At 56.4% G+C, this 20199-nt stretch carries 17 protein-coding genes and 1 pseudogene; 13 read left to right on the top strand and 5 right to left on the bottom strand.

From position 1 onward, the window contains the following. The first annotated feature begins 12 nt into the window (after positions 1-12). From tssI to ACQZ63_RS11500, 8 genes are read left to right on the top strand one after another with little or no spacing between them, the layout of a single operon-like run. Positions 13-2166: a type VI secretion system tip protein TssI/VgrG gene (gene tssI / locus ACQZ63_RS11535; protein ID WP_013760984.1), complete on the top strand. Its 2154-nt coding sequence runs from the start codon at positions 13-15 to the stop codon at positions 2164-2166. A gap of 8 nt (positions 2167-2174) precedes the next feature. Continuing rightward, the gene (locus ACQZ63_RS11530) at positions 2175-2639 is read left to right on the top strand and encodes a hypothetical protein (RefSeq protein WP_448799155.1); all 465 of its coding nucleotides are present in this window, start codon (positions 2175-2177) and stop codon (positions 2637-2639) included. After that, positions 2636-3601: a hypothetical protein gene (locus ACQZ63_RS11525; protein ID WP_019566792.1), complete on the top strand. Its 966-nt coding sequence runs from the start codon at positions 2636-2638 to the stop codon at positions 3599-3601. Before ACQZ63_RS11530 ends, ACQZ63_RS11525 begins: the two co-directional genes overlap by 4 nt. Positions 3602-3607: 6 nt before the next feature. Beyond that, positions 3608-4141 carry a hypothetical protein gene (locus ACQZ63_RS11520; RefSeq protein ID WP_448799154.1) on the top strand — a complete coding sequence of 178 codons (534 nt, stop codon included), beginning with the start codon at positions 3608-3610 and terminating at the stop codon, positions 4139-4141. Positions 4142-4157: 16 nt separating this feature from the next. After that, complete coding sequence (locus ACQZ63_RS11515) at positions 4158-4535, top strand: PAAR domain-containing protein (protein ID WP_013760980.1); 378 nt, start codon at positions 4158-4160, stop codon at positions 4533-4535. Beyond that, positions 4417-5754 carry a hypothetical protein gene (locus tag ACQZ63_RS11510; protein WP_236759696.1) on the top strand — a complete coding sequence of 446 codons (1338 nt, stop codon included), beginning with the start codon at positions 4417-4419 and terminating at the stop codon, positions 5752-5754. Before ACQZ63_RS11515 ends, ACQZ63_RS11510 begins: the two co-directional genes overlap by 119 nt. Continuing rightward, positions 5751-6299 (top strand): hypothetical protein, encoded by a 549-nt coding sequence (locus ACQZ63_RS11505; RefSeq protein ID WP_013760978.1) that lies wholly within the window; start codon positions 5751-5753, stop codon positions 6297-6299. The genes ACQZ63_RS11510 and ACQZ63_RS11505 overlap by 4 nt, the downstream gene beginning before the upstream one ends. Positions 6300-6301: 2 nt before the next feature. Further along, positions 6302-6751 carry a hypothetical protein gene (locus ACQZ63_RS11500; protein WP_013760977.1) on the top strand — a complete coding sequence of 150 codons (450 nt, stop codon included), beginning with the start codon at positions 6302-6304 and terminating at the stop codon, positions 6749-6751. A gap of 429 nt (positions 6752-7180) precedes the next feature. Here the strand turns inward: ACQZ63_RS11500 and ACQZ63_RS11495 are convergent, their stop codons facing one another. Continuing rightward, positions 7181-7459: a hypothetical protein gene (locus ACQZ63_RS11495; RefSeq protein WP_013760976.1), complete on the bottom strand. Its 279-nt coding sequence runs from the start codon at positions 7457-7459 to the stop codon at positions 7181-7183. 397 nt (positions 7460-7856) lie between these two features. Between ACQZ63_RS11495 and ACQZ63_RS11490 the strand changes: the two genes are divergently transcribed. Continuing rightward, entirely contained in the window at positions 7857-8657 is an 801-nt protein-coding gene (locus ACQZ63_RS11490; RefSeq protein ID WP_448799153.1) for a hypothetical protein, read from the top strand. Positions 8658-8697: 40 nt separating this feature from the next. Here the strand turns inward: ACQZ63_RS11490 and ACQZ63_RS11485 are convergent, their stop codons facing one another. The 4 genes from ACQZ63_RS11485 to traA form a co-directional block, all read right to left on the bottom strand. Continuing rightward, positions 8698-10683 (bottom strand): DKNYY domain-containing protein, encoded by a 1986-nt coding sequence (locus ACQZ63_RS11485; RefSeq protein ID WP_046205630.1) that lies wholly within the window; start codon positions 10681-10683, stop codon positions 8698-8700. A 142-nt stretch (positions 10684-10825) separates the two neighbouring features. Next, positions 10826-11923, bottom strand: a complete 1098-nt coding sequence (locus ACQZ63_RS11480) for a hypothetical protein (protein ID WP_448799152.1) — start codon at positions 11921-11923, stop codon at positions 10826-10828. A gap of 313 nt (positions 11924-12236) precedes the next feature. After that, the gene (locus ACQZ63_RS11475) at positions 12237-12767 is read right to left on the bottom strand and encodes an MgtC/SapB family protein (protein ID WP_448799296.1); all 531 of its coding nucleotides are present in this window, start codon (positions 12765-12767) and stop codon (positions 12237-12239) included. A gap of 250 nt (positions 12768-13017) precedes the next feature. Then, entirely contained in the window at positions 13018-16767 is a 3750-nt protein-coding gene (gene traA / locus ACQZ63_RS11470; RefSeq protein WP_448799151.1) for a Ti-type conjugative transfer relaxase TraA, read from the bottom strand. A 403-nt stretch (positions 16768-17170) separates the two neighbouring features. Between traA and ACQZ63_RS11465 the strand changes: the two genes are divergently transcribed. From ACQZ63_RS11465 to ACQZ63_RS11450, 4 genes and pseudogenes are all read left to right on the top strand, one after another. After that, positions 17171-18094, top strand: a complete 924-nt coding sequence (locus ACQZ63_RS11465; protein ID WP_448799150.1) for a nucleotidyltransferase and HEPN domain-containing protein — start codon at positions 17171-17173, stop codon at positions 18092-18094. Positions 18095-18279: 185 nt separating this feature from the next. Next, complete coding sequence (locus ACQZ63_RS11460) at positions 18280-18588, top strand: anti-sigma factor antagonist (protein ID WP_065659386.1); 309 nt, start codon at positions 18280-18282, stop codon at positions 18586-18588. A gap of 54 nt (positions 18589-18642) precedes the next feature. Then, a pseudogene (locus ACQZ63_RS11455) lies at positions 18643-18771 on the top strand (type IV secretory system conjugative DNA transfer family protein); the annotation flags it as partial. A gap of 846 nt (positions 18772-19617) precedes the next feature. After that, positions 19618-19920: a hypothetical protein gene (locus ACQZ63_RS11450; RefSeq protein WP_448799303.1), complete on the top strand. Its 303-nt coding sequence runs from the start codon at positions 19618-19620 to the stop codon at positions 19918-19920. Positions 19921-20199 lie beyond the last annotated feature (279 nt).

Genomic DNA, 20199 nt, shown 5'->3' with positions numbered 1-20199 from the left:
TAGGAGTGTTCCATGAACGACCAGTCGTCACTTTCTGATTTCGTTCAGGCAAGCCGCGTCCTCAAGGTCAAGTCGCCTTTGGGAGAGGATCAGCTTTTGCCGGAGCGTCTGACGGTCGAGGAAGGCGTATCGCAGCTCTTTGATATTCGCCTGACGGTGCGTGCCAAGAAGGAGGCGGTTAAGCCCGAGGAACTGATCGGGCGGCTGGTCGATGTTTCGCTCGAGATCAGCCAGGGCGAGGGTGAGGGCGGCGGTGTTCGCCGTCCCTTTAACGGCCTTGTAACAGAGCTCCATGAAGGTCCTCCGATCACGCGTGGATTGCGCTCTTACTCGATGACCATCCGGCCACAGATGTGGTTGCTTTCGCGGCGTTCCGATTGCCGCATCTGGATGGACAAGACGGCGGTCGATATCGTTGAGACGCTGTTTTCCGAACACGGAATTCCTGCTCCCGATACGTCAGGCATCATCTCGCCGCCGCCTGCACAGCACTACAGCGTGCAGTTTAACGAGACCGATCTGGATTATCTCACCCGCCGTTTCGAAGAGGATGGCCTGTTCTACTGGTTCAGCCACGAGGACGGTTCCCATAAGCTGCATGTTGCCGATAGCGCCAGCGGCTGGCTCGGGCCGTCTCCGGCTGCCCAGGGGGAGGGAACGGTGCGGCTGGCGCAGGGCTCGTCGGACCGCAACCACATCAATGACTGGGCACGGCGGTTCTCCTATGTCTCCGGCCAGCGGGCGGGCGCGGACTGGAATTTCGAGACGCCGGGCATGGTGCCTGGCACGATGACGCCGTCTCTGGTGCAAATGCCGGACGCGACGAAGCGCGAGCTCTACGAATATCCGGCCCGCATCAAGACGGTGGAAGAAGCGGAACGGGCGCAGAAACTGCGCACCCAGGCGATCGAGGCCGATCACGACCGGGTATTCGGATCGTCCACCTCACGCATTCTCGAACCCGGCCGTCGCTTTACGCCTTACGAGGTCGCCCATCCCGAACATGCCTATGAAGAGCATGTGATCATCAGGGCAAGCCACAGCATCGTTGATCTCTCCTATGAGACAAACAGCAACGAACCGGAATATCGCAATCACTTCGAGGCAATTCCGGCCCGCGTGCCGCTGACGCCCCATCGGTCAACAAAACGCCCGCGCATCGAAGGCACCCAGGTGGCGATCGTCGCTGGCCCGGAGGGTGAGGAAATCCACCCGGATCAGTATGGCCGCATCAAGCTGTGGTTCCCTTGGGATCGCAAGGCAAAGAAGGATGGTACGGATACGTGCTGGGTGCGGGTTGCGCAGAACTGGGCGGGCTCCACTTGGGGCGGCCAGATCATCCCGCGCATCGGCATGGAAGTGATGGTTGCATTTGTGGATGGCGATCCGGACCGGCCCCTGGTCACCGGCGTGGTGCCGAATGCGCGTCAGACAGTGCCTTATGAGCTGCCTGCCAACAAAACCAAGAGCACGTTCCGGACTAACACGCACAAAGGTTCGGGCTTCAACGAACTGACTTTCGAAGACGAGAATGGCCGCGAGGAAATTTACATTCACGCCCAGAAAGACCGCAACGAAAAAATCCGAAACAATCACAGCGAACGGATTGATAATAACTGGGTCCAGTCGGTTGGCCACAATAAGTCGATAGAGGTGCGCAACAACCACCACGAGGTTGTTGGTGGCAATATGATGGTTACAGTTGGGCCGAGCGGGATAGGAAGGGTCGTGAATTCGGTGCTGAATTCGCTTGTGAGCGGGATTGGCGACGTTGCAAAGAACCTCGGTTTTCCAGGGCTTCTCAATCCTGGCGAGGGCAATATGTCCGTCATCGTCGAGAAGAACAATACTGAGAGCGTGGGTGTGTTCAAAGCCGTCAACGTGGGGGCCGGAATGGCTACCAATGTCGGTATGTCCTACAGCGTCAACGCAGGAACACGTGTCAATCTCATGAGCAACGACACGATGTCGCTGTCTGCGCAAAACAGCGCGACCGTACATAGCGGGGGCGAATTGCACCTGACTTGCGGAAAGGCCAATGTTTTGATGCATGAGGATGGAACTGTCACGCTGAGCGGTACGAAGCTCTTTCTCGACTTTGAAGAGATCGAGATCAATGGCGAACAGCGTGTTGTCGTCAATGGCGGAAGGATAGATTTGAATTGAGAAGCAATATGACGACAATCCTGGCCCCGGCATGTGTGATCCTTATGGCCTCCAGCTCTTTTTCCTTCGCAATTGAATGCGAAACCGATCCGGCCAAATTCGCCTTCACATCGGATACGCCATCCACCTTCAACATCGGAGAGAAGCAGGATGTTGACCGAGCCTATGCAGGGCTTGCGGCCGTTCTTGGGCCGTTAGACAGCTATACGAAAACGCGCATTTTCTATTCTAAAGGTTATGAGGACATCAGGGACTACGACTGTAGGGAAGAAAAGTGCCGAGCGATGGAGGTTCTCGAGGGGCTCCAGCAATGTGGCGCGGGCGGCATGGCCAAGAAGGACGCGTGTTATCCACTGGCGGTCGTTTACAAACAGAAGCTCTATTGCCTTCTTTATCCGGGACAGCAGAACTTCGATCCGTCGAAACCATTCGTACCCTATGTGCCATTCAAATACGGTCAGGCGGAGCAATGAGCGACAGCGCATTTCCCTATGGCAACGACCTGAAAACTCCCGACTCCTGGGCTGGATTGGCACATACCAAATCCCAGTCATGGCTGATTGGTTATGACAGTGGCGCATCTCTGATTCTTGGTGCGCACACCTTTCTGTTGTTCGGCCGGGAGAACTTGTGCGCCTGTGTCGCCTCGTTCTACGGGGCCGGCCTGTCAGCAGGTTACGGCATGTCCAATGCCGCCAAGCGCGTTGAACGCGGCGGCGGGCAGTCGATGAGGATCGGTCAGGGCGGCGGGGCTTCCGAACAACTCAAGACGATAGAGGATATGAAAACCGCAAAGGACATATCGGACATCCCGACAGCGGGAGACCAGTATGATTCCGCTGAAAAAATTTACCGTTTTCTTGCTGCGCAACAGAACGGAATGAGCGCTCTCAAACCGTTTTGTATCAACGATCTGGATTACACCATGGGGTGGGTCTCAGGGGCTTCTGTTGATGCGGCAATAGGGGTCGGGACATATTATCTTGCCGACGCCCGCAATCTTTTCAAAGGGGCGACGGCCCTCAATGTCAAGACCGAAGCCACCCTGGTTGGCGCGTCCCTGGGTTCCATGATTGGCTTTTGGCGAGTTAAAAAATGGTACTCGCTCTGGAACGAGTTGTCCCGGTCAAAACGCGAGGAATACCCATTCCAAGCCTACAACGTTCATCCATATTTCCGTGAATGGAAGTCGGAAGAATATACCTATCAAAAGCAGCTTGATCGTATCGCGGAACAGGACCGTATCATCAACTCGATCACTAGGGACATGCAGGTCAATCCCGCTAAATACGGTTTCCCTGATTCCGGCTATGCACTGCAGAGGTCGGTAGAAATGACCGAGAAATTCTATTCGGGTGCGCGTTCCCCTGACAGTAACCCGTTCATGCCTTGGGTGCCTATGGACAAGCAACATATATTCTATGAGGGGAGGTGAGGCCGGATGTTATCAAAGCCAGTGAAATTTGACGACGGATCTACGCCGGCGGGAATTTGGCTAGAGCTCCATTCCACCGAGCGCCAGTGGAAAAATACCTATGTACGCATGCTCAATGCGGGTGGCTCAAGCCGTGACATCGCGCTGAAAGCGATAAGAACCCAACATGAGCTGTTGACAAATCTATCACAATTCTCGGCCGACAGATGGAGAATGCTGTGCGATGGCCAAGGCTGGACACCGCTGGGCTGCTCCGCTCTGTCCTGGTGTCAGGGGGATGTGACCTTTTCCGAGGTCGCAGGACGCGGCAAAAGTTTGCATTGGAAGATCGACCCTGAAATCGGCAGCGATTTTGCTGCGCTTATGCTCAATCCCGCTATTGTTCCTGTAGATCTGAGTGCGCTTCTGGGCACCGAGGATGACGATTTTGCCGTTGCTCTTGCCTTAGCCTCGAAGCCCGAATGGCTCCCTGGATCGTTTGTCCCGCCGCAGGGAGCACGGCTTGGGTTACTGACACGCGCCATGCTTCAGGCGCGCTGAAAAGGGGATATAGCCGATGCCCAAAGCTCATCGCCGTGCCGATATAGGTTCATCCCATTCCTGCCATTTTCCACCCACACCGGCGACCGGGGGTAGTAATAATGTCTATGTGAATGGTCGGCCGCTGATGCGCGTCGGGGATGCCTATTTGCCGCATGGCTGCCCGTCCTGCCCGAAGCCCTCACATCCGCGGGCTCTGGCGGCTGGAGCATCCACCGTCTTCATCAACGGCAAGCGGGCCGGTCGAGTAGGCGATGCGATTGACTGTGGCGGCAATGCGCAAACCGGTTCGACCGACGTCTACATCGGCGACCGTGAGCCAAAGGGCGGCAGTGATGCAACCTCCTGCCAGGCAAGCATGGCCGCGCGGTCCGTTCCAACGGTTCGAGGATAAGATGCAGAGCCAGCTTAACGGCGGAGCGGAGGTGCCAGCGGTCGGTCAGGTTTATCTGAAACGCCTCTCCCGGATTGCGGACAGTTGCGACAGGCGAATCTATGCGGTGCTGGACGGAGCTCTCTTCGGTAACCTAACAGCGGATCTTTCGGCGGCTGGTTTGTGCCACAGGCCGCTCTATCGGTCGGCGGGTTCCAATTCGGCAATTGTGCTCGGCGGGCCGTGGCTCGTTTCACTTAGTCTTTCGCCGCCGGCCTCAAGTGCGCCGGATAGCTTGGTCGAGACGGCGGAGCCAAGCGACGAGGAACTGCAGGCGCTGGCAGCGAAACTGTCGAATGACATGGCGAAAGCAGTCGCCAATGGTGATGAAAGTGGCGGCGGCTTGATGCCAGCCGACGAGATCGATTTGCCTGGGCGGGTAAAGAGCAGAATAGAGGCCCTGCTCAAGCTTATCGCAGACAGGCCGGCTGTGGTATTCTGGGTCGGTGATCGCGGCCTTTCTGAAGAAACAATCTACAGGCATCTTCGTGGTATTAACCGCATCTTTCTGCCGCTTGAGCGAGACGCGCTCGCGGGATTGAGCGGTTCGGTTTCTGGAGAAGCCGGTGATATCTCCTTGGCGGCCGGCGATGCGCAAGAAGGGGCATCGTTCGCCCTTGATCTTGAAGAGGCGCGGGGTCGTAGCGAAATTGTTGTTTTCCGCCATGCCGACCCGAATGTCATGATGCAGGTGTTGCCGGCGCTTTCGCCGGAACAGGTGGTGCGCCTTATGGGCCCGGCCGAAGAAATCTACTTCGCTCCGGCCGAGGCATGGGGTGGGAACATCAAGCGCGCTCATCGACCGGTTGATGTCGTCGCGCAGGGCGGCATGTTGCGCCTGACTCCTGAGAATATCGAGGTCATCAGTGCATCGCGAATGCTCGCCGCGCGTCGCCGCCGAGTGACGGCCTTTCAAAGGTCCGCGCCGCACTTGCTACAAGGCATGGACGAGCGCGAAGCGCTCATATTCATGGAACGATATGAAACACAGGCACGAATTTACGGGTTGAAAACCGAGCGCGGATTCTTTCAGTGGACCTACCTTATGAGCGCAAGCAACGGGCGCTTCATCGAAGCACCTGATATTCGCCAGAACCTCAGAGGCCGCAATCCTGACGCTCGGCTGGATGAAATGATGCGGCTGATGGCGAATGCGGCGAAAGAACGGGGGGGTGCATGACTGCCGTGGCTGCTGCTGGCGGGGAGGTTCTGCTTGGCCGTGCGGCTGCAGGCGTGGCAACGAGGCTCGGTGCCCGCGCCGCGCTCGGTTTTCTTGGGCCAGTTGGTGCAGCAATCGGCCTCGCCATGCTGGCCTATGAAGGTTACGAACTCTACAAAATGTACAATGAGAGCCATTCTGAACCCGCCGATGGCGAGGCGGGAAGCTGCACTGGGAACTGCGATTCGGCAAAGGCGGAAGAACAGAAGAAGCGGCAAGAGGAACTGGAGGATGAAGCGGGCGTCAGTCAACAGACAAAGGGTAAGACAAAACACGGCGAAAAGGATGGCGGTATGGCGGAAGCTGAACGCGACTTCGATTCCTTGAAACCGGGCAAGGAGAAAGGTATCGAAACACAATACGGGCCGGGCCGCACGGGGGAACTGGAAGACGGCAGCAAGGTTACCGTCCGTCCGGGAAGCTCTGACGGTCGTCCGACGTTGCAAATACGTAGGCCAAACGGTCGTCAGACCGAGATACGCTATAATGACGGACCTGGGGTTTAATTATGGACTTCATTGGAAAAGACTGCACGCTGGATCATCAGGCCATTCGAAACAGAAATTTCGCGGCGAGGATTTACCCCGAATTTCCAAGCGAGGAGGAAATCGCTCTCGTCGCCGCGCGTATCGGTAGTAACGAGATTGATTTCGCTGCTTACGAGTTCGGTCAGCCTCCGCGCCATTTTGCACCGCAACCGGTCGGGTTGGTGCTTGATGCACTGTTTGAAAATTCGCCTTATGGCCTTCTGATCCATTTTTCAGCTCATGATCTCTGGATCTGGGCGCCGGAGGATCACGAATACCTCGTTGTCTTTGGTGATACCAATCTGGTCAAGGCGATAGAACGAAGTGACATATTCTCATTCAGCTTTGCTGATTATCTGGGCAGTGGTGTTTTGTCGCAAGCGACGGTCACACATCTTCGCGGCGTAGCATCGAACTATACGATCGGGTAATGGCGGACGACCCCACTGAGGACTGATCACGGGTGTGCGGGAAGGGTCTGGGAATGTATTCGCTGGCCGGCACCTAGGTCGTCTACACGAAGAGCGGAACGAATGCGATCGCGAAGGTCAACGATTTGGACCTCGAGTTCAGCGTTTGAGCGCATCTTGCGGATTTGCGCAGCCAGAAGAGGCATTTGTATCCGCTTAACGTCGAGGTGGCTTTGAACAGCCCGCATGGCCACACGCAATCGCAGCGCTATACGCAGGCACGTCAAATTTAAACCTCGGCCTAAACCGAATGACTAAGATCGCCATTGCCTCCGACCGCTTGCCGAACAAAATCGCATTGTCTTGGCACCGGTGAGGTGCTGCAGGGGGCTTGCCGAAACAGTCTGGTCGACGAGCAATGCCAAGGGCAACCTAAGCCTGGCGTTTCAGTTAAAGCAAAGAGACTACCATCATAGCCCAAACAAAGACGAGCATCGCGATGCAGGCTGGGCGGAACAGATAAAATCGCTGCCAGTTCGTGAGGCGGAGGTCGTTGTAGTGCATCGATCTGTCAAGTTTGACGTGATCCATGTTGCTGTCGACAGAAAAATCACCACCATTCTTCTTGTAGAAATTATACTCCCGAACCTGCGCGATAATCTGCTGCACAGCCAGAAGGCCAACCGCGATAAGAGCCGCAGAAAAAATGACGATCTCAAGTATCAGCAAGCGCTTCTCCTGTGCGATCGGTTGAAACGGCGACGTATCCGGGTTTGGATCAAATCGTGGGAGACGAAGTGTCAAATCGCTTCAATGGATGCAGTTGTTGTTTAAAACTACGCAATGTCGATTTTTTCGTCCAGTATCTGATAATGGTGTTGCGCGGTATTTCGGAGAGGTGAGAGATGGAAGTCCGCAAGCTCGATGCGGACACAGGGATAAACTGTCATGTGACGTCCTACATGACGGCATCAGATAGTGCCGGAAGAAAGTTGCTCAGGTGGCTGTAGAGAAAGGCAAGCAGACTGTAGATCCTTCTCGGAAGGCACTTGCACCGAGGCTGTATGCGATCCTGGCACGGTCAGCGAGAACAGGTGTCATATTTCGGCGCGGCCCGAGCCGGCTGGTGCAGCTCATTCGCTGGGACTTGCGCAACGACACTTTTGAACATGGTCAATGGTTGAAGGGACGGGTCTACGAGAGACGCTGCGATCTTTCTCCGTCCGGAGAACTTCTGGTCTACTTCGCGGCCACAAATCGCCCGCCCTACGCGAGCTGGACGGCCATATCGAAGCCGCCATTCTTCACCGCACTGACGCTTTGGCCAAAAGGAGACGCGTGGGGAGGAGGCGGTGTTTTCGAGGACGAGAACAAACTGCTTCTCAACCATCCGTTTGACGATAACCGCGTCTCGTTCGCTCCAGGTTTTCGATTGAAGCGAGGCATGCAAGTGGACCCGTGCGGTATATTGTCGGGACGTGGAGAGGACGAGCCCATCAGCGGCTACATACTTGCGCGTGACGGTTGGCGTGTGATCGACGCCGGTGAGGGGCAAACCAATGGCCTGAAGGCCTCGACCTTTTACAGCTTCAACAAGCCGCGTGTCCTGCAAAAACCGGGTGCAAACGGCCGGAGCCTTCAGATGGTTCTTCATTCGATCGGTCGCAGTCAAAAGGCGTGGTACGGACTGGACTACCGCGTGTTTGACCGGGACGGAACATTGCTTGTCGACCTTCCGGAAACGGATTGGGCAGACTGGGATGGCGGCGATCTGGTGTTTGCACGCGGCGGGTGCCTCTATAGGCTGGCAAAAAGCGACTTCCGATCCGGTAATGTCATGCCTATTGAGTCTTCCTCGCGCCTGCATGACTTCAACGGCGCAGGTTTCACCGCCCTGGCACCTCCGCACGCCGCTCGTCACTACTGACGCACCCAGCCTCGGGGGGAGCTTTGATATCAGGCATTACTCATCCACTTGTATCTTCGGGTCGTAACCGCCTTACGATGCCACCGGAAACGTGGAGCTGTGTGTCGCCCACCCGGACCGCGTAGAGGCCGGCTAGCTCGACTTCGCCCGGTTCAATATCCTCAATGAGCAGCAGTCCTGTATCGGTCATCGCGTAAACATGCCGTGCGTCAACTGCGAATACACGGTTGAGGAAATGCAAAATGGCTGGATCGATTCCAGGAATCTTTTTGCGATAACTGCCTCCGAACAGCATCTCGCCGTTCGCATCAATCAGAAGCTGATCGTTGACACCACGCGCTGTGGCGGGATTGACCTTGCCGGGCCGGCTGATGGGCTTCCCGCGATAAAGCAGGGTATCGCCCATCCGTGCAAAGGAAAAGCCGAGCGATTCCACCGCTGCGGGATTGTCGATGCCGCGCTTGCGCACACCTTCAACGATCAGCCCTTTTGCGTCACGAGCATAGGCGCCGCCCAAAACCTCGAAGCTCGCCATGTCGATTTTGACGACAGCAAGCTCTGGTAAAGGTGCTGTACTGTCGATGTAATAGGCCTGCTGCTTGTCTTTGAACCATGGGCCGTCGAGCTTTTCGAAGCTAGCGGGATCGGCTTTCTCAATGGGCTCCATCCCGTAATGTTCGAGGCCGGGCAAGAAGTAGCGCAGGCCGTGCCGATCCTGCCCGAACACATCAACGATGTGTCGGAAGCTGTCGTGGTCGAAATGATCGAGTGAGACCCATTCGGCTTCCTGCGGACGCTGTGGCCTAACCAGAATCCGGCGTCCATCGCTGTAATAGAGACCGCCGATCGGTACTGGCTCATTCCCCACAGACGCGCTTACCGCACGGCGTGCCTTCTCCCGGTGCCACCAGCTGTCGGCAATCTCGGGATGGTTCTCGAAATAGCCGCTCCAAGACTCAAATTCTGCCGAGACTGATTGAGGTTGCCCTGCATAGTACGGCCGCTCGCTGTCATAAGCGCGATACTGACCTGCTTCTGATGCGCAGACAAAACTCTCTCGGTCCGCGTCGGGAATCAGGCTCTTCTCCCAATAGACATGCTTCCTGTCAGCGAAATATCTGCCTTCGTCGCCGATGGAATGGAAACTGGCCGCATCCGCGCCTTCAATCGCGACCCCGTAAGCATAGACTTTGCGACTGTCCTTTGCGTAGTGACTCTCTTCGATACGGATGCCCGGTTTCTGGCCGCTGCCGTAATAATAGCTGACGATCCCGAATGTACCCGGCTCCTCGGTGGGAAGGCGCAAGTTGGTAATGTAATAACCGGCGGCCTTGTCGACACCATAACGTTGATTCAGAACGGTGAAGCTGTCTGGATCGGCGCCGCGCGCTGAGAACCAGAAAAGCTTCGTTGGTGTCTCGCCCTGGCCGTAGACATGTCTATCGTCGCAAAACCAGCGGTCACCAAGCTGTCGAAAGGTGAAGGGGTCTACCCCGGACAACGGGACGCCCTTGCGGTCGCGGATTGGTGCGCCGTCCACATAGACCTGATGGCCATTGTGGATATAGCGGATGGTCGGGAATCGTCTTTCTCCGATGTAATGCGCGACCCAGTCGACATTGGCGAAGGGGCCGATACGAGGATTAGCTTCGACTGCCCGCCGCAAAGCCGCAAGCTCTGTGCGCATGCTGAAGGGTTCTGTTACCGATAGGCCGATGCCGTCATTCCCCGTCAGACGCTGGAAAAGCGCCCGATCCTGCTCGGGTTCGGGAAGTCCGTCCCGCCTGAACGCGGCCGCAACCCAATTTGTATTGGCGTAATGAAGTTGGCTGTAGCGCTCTTGGAACCGTTGCCAGCGCGCGGGATCTATGTTGAGACGCTCGAATATCTGTGACGCAGCATATCCGGCCTCGGCAAAAAGAGTGGCCGCATACCAATGGGCATAGGGTAGTGGGAAAAGTTCAGTCAGCTTAGTTCCGCCCAAGTCCGCTCCGATCTGTGGTGTCAATGCCAGCCGTGGTTCCAAGCCAGTTTACCTGTCTATCTTGCGCCATTTTTTGCGGCTCAAAATACCAGAAGGAAACAGGCTTTTTTTACTTTAAGAAAATACCCTAGTTTGATGTTTTTTCTACATTTTGTGCGCTTTGGTTCTCTATCTGCGCCGGACCTTATTGCTGCGTTGTTACCATGGCTTGTCGCACGATATCGTAGACAGTAAGAGCTGGAAGACGGGAAAAGAAGTTGCTGTTATCGGCGGCGGAGGGCCACGCTGACCAAAGGGTGAGTACATGCAGGCGCCCATTCCGCCATATGACGGTCGCATCTATATCGCCGCTGTCCTGACCTTTTTTGTCTGTCACTGAAAACCGGAAGGTGCGTGCGGGGATTCCCTGTTTTGCAAGCAGACTGTCTTCCTCACTCGATATCAGTGCGGGTGGCCGGGCATCAGGTGTCTGCCTGACAAAGTAATCCCTCACGATCGTGGCTCCGGCCATTTCCAGGTCCGGTTTTTCCTTCATGTCCTGAACGAGCAGCCATATCAGGCCAACATCTCTTCCGCCCTTGCGCCTGATCATGTGCAACTCGGCCGGCAAAGCGCCATGAAAATCGTTGATCGGTATTTCCCACTGGTCCGGGATGCGGAGTGCGATCCGCTCGTTGGCTATCCGAACAGGAACCGATTGCAGCTCCTCCCCAAAGCTTGATTCTTCTCCATTTTCCCATGAGAGGCTGTCAATGAACGCAACGGCATACTTGTCAGCCCGAACTACCAGATCATAAGCCGCGTCAGCATCCGCCGCGTTGCTGACATCTGCAACGAAATTTATGCCCAGCGCCTGCTTCCCGCGAGAGAAGCAATAGCTGATAAGGGCGCTATGTGGTTCGCCGCTCTGATCCTTGGTGCCCAGAAGCATAGCTTCTGTCAGGTCCGATGCAACTTTTGAGACGCGCGTTGTGTATCCAGCAGTGTCTGCCTGGTAAGCGCAGATCCGGAACGCTGCCGATGGCGCCTGCAGATTGTACCCGATAAAGGTCGTCTCGATTTTCGGACTGGACGAATCTGAAGTTATTTTTCCGATGACTTTCACATTACCGATTGTGCCAGGCTCCGTCGGACTCATTGGTACGGTTTCGACCGTAGCATTTGGGGAAAGCGTCCCTTCAAGATTGAGGGCTGGCGCTGAGAAATCGAATTTTCTCATCACCGGTACGGCATTTTGAACGGCACTATCGTTATCCTGTGCAAAACCGGTTCCGGCGAACATCGTAACGGCGACCGAAGTTGCGACAAGCACACATGCAAAAGACCGGCATTTCTCTCCGTGTACCATCCGCTCCCCGGTCAACATCAAAAATTATAATTGTGCCTAACCGTGCAATGAAAAGTACAGCGACACAACCTCTGAGTTTAGACTGGTGAAGACTCTCATGGAAACGGCATTGGAAAAAGCGCCAGACGGCCGAAATCGTGACAGCTCTCAAAAATCTCCGAGAACAGATGTCAAGGGAATGTGATGTTCGTGTGCGCGAACATGGCGGCTATGGCGTTGTCGTTGAACCGGCCCTGGCGTCTCCAAACTACGTGAAGGTGCAGTAAAGAATGTTTGGCGACAAGCTAAGAGATTGCGCAAGAACGCTCATGACTTCGTCGTTAACGTCGTCACCTGAAATAGTGACATCAATGGTGATGGTCCTATCCAGTGAATTGACGCGCGGTGCGAGTGATGTGACTGCTAGTTGATGGTCACGCGTTTGGCTCATCAAACTCGACCGGACCTCGGTTTCGCTTTCCGTGGTCGTGCGGACCTCAACCCTACGACGTTGTGACTCGACTGGGTGTTGTGGAACAAAGCGCTCGATGAGCCGAACAACTCTGGGGGAGGTTATGTTGATCAGCAAGATCAGAAGCGTTGCCTCAGCAGCCTCGAAAATTTCTCCATAACCCGCAAGGACGCCGATCGCTCCCGTAGCCCATATTGTCGCCGACCTGCTCAACCCGCGAATGTTGAGGCCGGTGCGCATGATCAGTCCTGCGCCAAGGAAGCCTATCCCCGTCACCACCTGGCCGCCCATGCGGATTTCCTCGTTAACTTCGAGGATGGCGGGCAGGGCGCAGGCCGCTGGGCTACTTGGGCTTCGTGTGACTCAATTTCGTGGGGGCCCTCTGTAGGCAGGCTGGAGTGTACCCCGTTTCGCCGGACAGCTCGGCTTGTTTGATTCAGTCCTGATGAACTGCTGAGGGAAGCCGTCTCGAGCGCTGAACGGTGATAGGTGCATCGGGACGCCTAGGAAATCTGGAAGCGTGGCGCACTTTTGGGGGTGACCGATTAAAGGACGCCAATGTTGTCGTCGGCACGCACTATCGGCTCAATCCAAGCCCCTGAGACCGGTTCAGCTGCTGTCTCAACGCGTGGTCATGGCTAAGCTCGGCATGGCGTGTACGATTCACTATGCGGGCGATTGTGTTGATATGCTCGGCCTGCTTTGCGAGCTCCGGGCGTGGCTCGAGTTCTTCGGCGAACCTGCGAGGATCGGAACTACCAAGCCGCCGCGTGAGCGCTTCGGCCACCAGCTTGGCCTCATCGAGCGCGGCTCGGCCCTCAGGTGACGAGCGAAGCTCCGCGATAAACTGGCTCCGCTTCGCGACCGGCATCTTCTCCACCTTGGCAAGGATTTCGGCACTGCGCGGCGTGAGGTCGGGCACCTCGATGACATCACGCTTTTCGCGCTGCCATTGTTCGCTCGCGCGTTCTTCGCCAAGCCGGCGCTCCCATGCCTGGGAGACATAGCCAATATGGGCAGACAGAGATCTGGCATATTGCAGCGCCTCTTTCCGCTCCCTGTTGTTCCCGAACAGACCCGTCTTGCCGCGTAGCTCCCCGAAGCGCTCTGGTTGCTCGGCTATGGCCTTTGCCATGATCTTGCCGTTGCCTTCCTTCTCGGTCATCGCGGTACGCAGTCTCGCCGCGACCTCGACCGGGTCACGGAACACGTGCCGCACCAGAGATTCGACCGTATCGAATCTCTGCTCGATGACGGACATCGCTCTTTCCCGTGCTACCTGTTCGATGCTGCGGTCGTGACGCGTGATGGCTGGCACCAGCGGAGCTGGCTTACCGGTTTCGATCAGCGATTGTTGGACTACAGTTTCTGTGGGGGCAGGGACGGCGCCATCTTGCGACATGACCTCGGACCACCGGATGCGGCGATAGCCTTTGTTGTTCTCAGCCCTGGGCTGATCTTCGCGGTGAACAGGACCGGCCAGATCGCCGGCACGTTCCTCGTAAACCTGCTGACGCTCTGATGGCCGGTCCTGCTGCTCCCGTTGCAGATGGGCCGCACGGGACAAGACCTCTTGACGCTCATCCCGTCCGGACGCAAGTTCGATCTCGCTTCTGACACAAAACTCTTGCCCGATCCCTTGGCCGTTTACGATCCATCTATCGCTTGCGATCCCGCGCCGCTCGGCAAAGTCGCTGATGTAATCCAGCGTGGTTTCCTTCGCGCCGGAACGCGACAGGCGGCTTGTCAGCTGCTGGTACGCCAACGCGTCACCCTTGACGACACGCCATGCATTGCGCTCGGCCTGCGTGCCATCCGGAAGCGTGACAGGCGTGGCCCCTTCATGCTGCAGTCCGATCCTGTCCCCGATCTTTGGCGATGCATCTCGCATGGCCCGCTTGAGATCGACGCCCCACACGGTATGCCGCTCGCCCTTGTCATTCTCCAGCGTCACAAAATAGTTTTCTCGCGCCTGGCGATTATGCTCGTAGGGCGCGATGCCGTGATCAACCAGCCGGCCCGCATTGGTGAACTCCTTGATGTCCGCATAGAGCTGCACGCTGTCGCGGTGCCTTGTCATGGCAACATAGGTCAGATGCCGGTCCATGGTACTGGATGCCAGCACAAAGGCGCGATCGACTGTCGCCCCCTGATTTTTATGGATCGTCGTCGCATAGCCGTGGTCGATCGCCTGATAGCTGTCCGTGGGAACGCTGACGCTGTCGCCGCCTCGACCATCGAGCCGGGCGATGATCTTGCCCGGCTCCACATGCTCGACCGTGCCAAGCATGCCGTTTTTGACGCCGAGGTCGCGGTTGTTTTCGAGAAAGATGATCCGGTCACCGGGGCCGAAGGCGCGTTTGCCGTTATTGGTCTGGAAGGTGAGTTCGCGACCGGCCTCACCACCTACACGGTCCTCACCATTCCCACGCCCCGCACTGGCGCTCAACTCTTGGCCGCGTTCGAGCCTTTGTCTGTTTTGAAGTTCATAGCGGATGGCGGCATTGAGGGCTCGCACATCAGCGCGGCGATGCGCCATGGCGACCCGGGTGCCATCGGCACGCTTCGCACTGTCGGCAAGATAATCACGCACGATCTTTGCCATCGCCTTGTCGCGGCTGTCCGCAAAGTGGATGGCGCCGTGATCGCGATAGGCGGCCAGCCCCTCGGCCGTCTTGTGGGTCGCAAAGGCAACCGATGCTTGCCTCTGCCAATCCTGGCGCTGGCGGCGTATCCCGGAAAGTTCGACATGACCGATCTGCTCTGCAATCGCCCTGAAGGGTGCACCGGCCCCGATGGCCTGAAGCTGCTCATGGTCGCCGACAAGAACGATCTTTGCGCCGCGCTCTTCCGCTTCTCCGATGAACCGGGCAAGCTGCCGGCTCCCGACCATGCCGGCCTCGTCGATGATGAACACGTCACCGCGACCGATCATACCCCGGCCATGGTCCCAGCTGTAAGACCATGATGCCAGGGTGCGGCTCTCTATGCCGGAACTTTCCTCAAGGCCTTCGGCTGCCTTTCCGCTAAGCGCTGCACCATGGACCTGATAGCCTTGAGCCTCCCACGCCTCGCGAGCGGCTGCCAGCATGGTGGACTTTCCAGCACCCGCAAATCCGACCACAGCCGCGATGCGTTCTGGCCCGGTAATATGCGCGATCGCATGACGCTGTTCGTCCGACAATCCCGCTGACGGATCGCTCGCAGCCGACGGTCCGCTGGAGCTTTTGCGAATAGCGTTATCCTGCGTCTCCATCGCACGCTCGACATGGCGAGGATCGACACCATGGGAATGCGCCTGATGTAACCGCTCCGCCGATCGCGCCATGCCAAGTTCCAGATCGATCATGTCCCGCGTCGAATAGCGGGCATTGGACACTTCGCCTGTCTCGGCATCGGTGCGCTCAGGCTGAAGCGCCACGAGCGCTGGTGATGCCAAAACAGCCGCAAAGGCGTTCTGGAACGTTTGCGCGTCATCATTGATGTAGCGATGCAAGGTCTTGGCAATATCGTGTCGATCGAACACGCTCTTTTCATGGCTGATCAGCGTCAGAACCTGTTCAGGCTTTTGGCGGATTAGTTCGGCATTTTGCCGTGCTGCCTCGTCATCCAGTCGCCCGCGCTCGACGGCCATTCCTTGCTGGCGCATCTGCGACGCATGCACGCCCATATGTTCGGTCGGCGACAACTCAAGACCGCGCTCAATATGCGAGCGATGATCGATGCGAACATCCAGGCCTTCGCGTTGCAGCTGACGGTTGGCGATGGCTTCCCATGACTGCCGGATATCGCGAAGCTGCATGTCGGTCGTCGCCATGCCATTTGCCAGCAACCGTGCGTTCTTGTGCTCAAGACAGGTCTTCTCGCCAAGGCCGGCTTTGCCAACCTGTCGCGTCGTCATCAGCACATGCGCATGGTAGTTCCTGATATCACCATGCTCGCTTGGCGAATGGATTGCAAAATCCACGGCCGCGCCATAGCGGTTTGCCAGATCCTGGGCAAAGGCACGTGCAGCCTTCAGTCGTCCCTCTACCGAAAGCTCATGCGGAAGCGCGATTTCGAATTCGCGGGCGACGCGGGCATCTTTTCGCTTTTCTGCAAACTCGGCAGCGTTCCACAACGAAGAGCGATCCAAAGCCCAGTCGGCAGACACGCCTTGCGGCAGCACGATCTCTTTATGCTCGACACCCTCTTTGCGGGTGAAGTCATGCACAAGGCCATCGCGTTGATTGACGAGAAGAACCGCGCAACGGTAGGCGGCGGATGCGACAGCACTGCGGCCAGATGAGCGCGAGACAGGTTTGGTGCTGAGATGATAAATCGCCAAACGAAATCTCCGATACGCAAACGGGGAGACCAAACGCCCAAACGCGCCGCAAGTCGTAAGTGCGCCCTTGTCTGTTTACCGGTGGCGACGTTAGCAACAACGAACGGTGATTTCGACTACTAAAAGTAGTAGTCGCCAAGTGGCAATTGCTCGTGTTTGAATAGGGACACAAATGCATCAATCCGGGGAGGGGGATGCGCAGGCTGATCGCACGACGGATCAGGGAGAAGGGGGGGAGTGGAAGGAGATATTGCAGGCGCGGCTCGACAAACAGGAGAGGGCGCAGGTAACGCGCAGTGGATAGTCCCGTAAGACAGGCATTCGATTGGCGGCTACCAAAAATCGGAGTTTCAAACAAGTTTACAATGGACCATACAGGATACCGTCCAGAAACGGAGCAGACATGAAGACCAGCCTTGAACATTTGCCGGAACGAAAGCAACGCGAGCTTGCGCGCGTCGTCGGAATTATCCAGGAAGAGTTTGCTGATCTGGTGGAGCGCTCCAAGTCTGACGCCAAGAAAGACGGACGGATTTTCAAAATCATTCTGTTCGGTTCTTACGCGCGTGGCACCTGGGTGGATGAGCCGCATACGTCGAAAGGCTACCGCTCGGATTTCGACATTCTCGTCATCGTCAGCAACAAGGAACTGGCCGATCCCAAATACTGGGACAAGGCGACTGATCGGCTGATGTGGGACAAGGAGATCGAGACGCCCGTGGGCCTGATCGTGCACGGCGCTCGCGAGATCAGCAACTTTTTGAATGATGGCCAACCCTTCTTTGTTGATCTCGCCCGTGAAGGCATCGTGCTTTACGAATTCGACGATAGGCCGCTGGCTGAACCGAAACCGCTCAAACCTGCTGATGCACTCAGGGTGGCAGAGGAGCATTTTTACGAAGAAATGGCTGCCGCTCGCTCGTTTCTCGATACGTCGCTGTATCTGAAAGACAAGCGGATAAAGCATGCTGTCTTCGAACTCCATCAGGCAGTGGAGACTGCCTACAACTGCTACCTCCTGACACTGACAAACTATTCGCCTGCGTCGCACAATCTCAAATTCCTGCGTGGACTTTCCGAAGGTCGTGATCACCGTTTGATCGACATCTGGCCACGCGATCGTCAGCGATTTACCACATGGTACAACATCCTGAATGAGGCCTACGTCAAGGCACGCTATTCGAAGCGTTTCGAGGTTTCCGAAGAGGCGCTCACCTGGCTTCAGGAGCGGACTGCGGAACTTCATAAGCTGGTTGAGACGCTTTGCCGCGAGCACATCGAAAAGCTCGAACAGGCCGCGGGACAAGCCGCGAACGCCATCGACTGAGCTTCACCAGTGATACAACAATCCTGAGCTCAGGTAGCAGCCACCGCAGCGTCATGAACCCTATGGTCAAACCTGCTCTCACAATCGCTATGTCGACCTCCTCATAGAAACTGGTCTGTCTTCCAGGAACGAAGCCGCAGTCAACAGCGGCAGTTCCGGTGCGACCGCAATCGAAAGGAACAATCGTGGCAAGGAAAACAATCGAACAGCGCCTGGCTGAACTGGATGCGCAACGTTCCGCCCTCAAGGCCCGTCTCTCGAAAACCGAGCGCAACAACGATATGCGCCGCAAGGTCCTGATCGGCTCGCTCGTTCTGCATCACCTGGAGACCGCGAGTGATCAGGAGTTTAAGCAACAGCTCGATGACTGGTTGCGCCGCGAACTGCCGGGCTTTCTGACGCGTGACAATGACAAGGCGCTGTTTGCCGATCTGATCGGACAAGGACTGACGGGCACAGCAGAGAATGGCGACAGCGGGCAGGGCGCTCCATGAACCGGTTGCGACTTTCTCGGGACGCATTCAAGAACATGATGCGAGCCGCCGCGCCCTGATGAGGTGCGCAATCTGCCGGCGCACGGACAGTTGCTGTTCCTGGCCGGGCAACGACCAGTTTTCGCTGAAAAGCTTGCATACTTTGCCGATCCGGAATTCAGGGAGATGTTCGATCCAGTCTGACGGGAAGCGTGTCCAGAAGGCGGTTGGGCAACCCGTCACACCATTGTACGCGCGGCCCTCGTGCTATCTTGACCGTAGTGGGAAGTGGATATGGCTCGGCAAGCCCCGAGAACAGGCGTCCACTGCAACGGAATATGGTACGCGGTGATCCAGCCTGTCCTGACGCGAACGCGCTCCCCACAGTGCCGAAGTGAGCGGCAGGACGGGCGTGCGTCTTGCTGTGAAGGAATAATAGCGGGTTCTGGATCGATTGCGTATCTCATTTACTATGCCGTAAGCTCCCACATGAGCTGTGGGGCTCCTCACGCTTGTGACACCCCGGGCATGACACTTTTTGGGCTGATAATCTATCTGGGTATACCTCCAAACAGGTGTTTTGACGCTTAAAATCTGGATCGACCTCCGCTCTACGAGGCGATAGCGACCTGGGACCCAATCGGAAAGGAGCACCGAACGGCTGGCGCACTGTCGTTGACGCCATGGGCTGAGGCTTACAGATTAAGCATATCCATGAGAGCTAATTGACAAATTGAGTGAAAGTCTCGATTGATCTCCACGTTTCATGGGAACGAGCACCGTTTTTCTAGCTCAAATACTTTCCCGAATATTGGCTACTCGTATTCTATTTATTTCATCAAGCATGCCGCTTCCAGCTATCTGGAGCGGCTTTTGATAGAGGTGAGCCAATGCTCTCATTGGGAAAAATCTAATGTAGAGCAATTGGCGCGGATGTTCTCACATAGTTCGCCCGTTGTTCCGCGACAGTTATGAGGCTGATAATTCGCCGGGGAGGCGCTGCAACTGCTTGCCGCTCTCGTCGCCTTCAGCCAGCAACGCAATGCGGGCTTGAGCGACGGACAGCAGGGGGCACGCTCAGTGCCCTTTGGTCTCGCTATCTTTCTTCGCCTGATCGTGATGCCACTTGATCGCATAATACATGCCTATGCCGAGCACTATGATCTTGGCCGGGAAAAAGACGAGAGGAAACTAATCTACCCAAGAAGCATCGGACATTTCGAGCATTTCCATTCTGCTGTTTGGAATTGGCTATCCTCAAGGATAGCACTCACTCGAAATGTTTCGGCGATCAAGCTTGCACTCGTGGCGCAACCCAACCACCGCCGTATTAAGCTCTATTCGACAATTTGAGCAGGCGTAAGCCTCTGTATGGTGAAAGCGGACTACTAAAAATGCCATCGTAATTCTGGAAATAATTGTCCACACGACGTCCATTCCACCAAAGTGTTGATTATTTAGCGGAATTTTGGCGCCCGTTTTTTTTCCAAGGATTTTCTTTTTTGCCCATTGACGTAAGCGCAAGCTGCTCTCTATAAGTCCGCTCACTGAACGAGGGCGGCGGCGCTGCTGGCGACGAAGTCTTTCGTTCTAAAGAAATCATGTTGATGAGCTGACTGCTTGTTGTTTTCC

The sequence above is a fragment of the Agrobacterium sp. CG160-95 genome, assembly GCF_053521725.1.
The sequence above is the reverse complement of the archived record's forward strand: the minus strand, read 5'-3'. Positions and strand labels throughout refer to the sequence as shown.

Coding starts and splice junctions, on each gene's coding strand:
- ACQZ63_RS11505 (WP_013760978.1), top strand. CDS start 5,751: ATGACTGCCGTGGCTGCTGCTGGCGGGGAGGTTCTGCTTGGCCGTGCG.
- ACQZ63_RS11465 (WP_448799150.1), top strand. CDS start 17,171: ATGAAGACCAGCCTTGAACATTTGCCGGAACGAAAGCAACGCGAGCTT.
- ACQZ63_RS11480 (WP_448799152.1), bottom strand. CDS start 11,923: ATGTTCGCCGGAACCGGTTTTGCACAGGATAACGATAGTGCCGTTCAA.
- ACQZ63_RS11515 (WP_013760980.1), top strand. CDS start 4,158: ATGCCCAAAGCTCATCGCCGTGCCGATATAGGTTCATCCCATTCCTGC.
- ACQZ63_RS11500 (WP_013760977.1), top strand. CDS start 6,302: ATGGACTTCATTGGAAAAGACTGCACGCTGGATCATCAGGCCATTCGA.
- ACQZ63_RS11525 (WP_019566792.1), top strand. CDS start 2,636: ATGAGCGACAGCGCATTTCCCTATGGCAACGACCTGAAAACTCCCGAC.
- ACQZ63_RS11510 (WP_236759696.1), top strand. CDS start 4,417: ATGCGCAAACCGGTTCGACCGACGTCTACATCGGCGACCGTGAGCCAA.
- tssI (WP_013760984.1), top strand. CDS start 13: ATGAACGACCAGTCGTCACTTTCTGATTTCGTTCAGGCAAGCCGCGTC.
- ACQZ63_RS11530 (WP_448799155.1), top strand. CDS start 2,175: ATGACGACAATCCTGGCCCCGGCATGTGTGATCCTTATGGCCTCCAGC.
- ACQZ63_RS11520 (WP_448799154.1), top strand. CDS start 3,608: ATGTTATCAAAGCCAGTGAAATTTGACGACGGATCTACGCCGGCGGGA.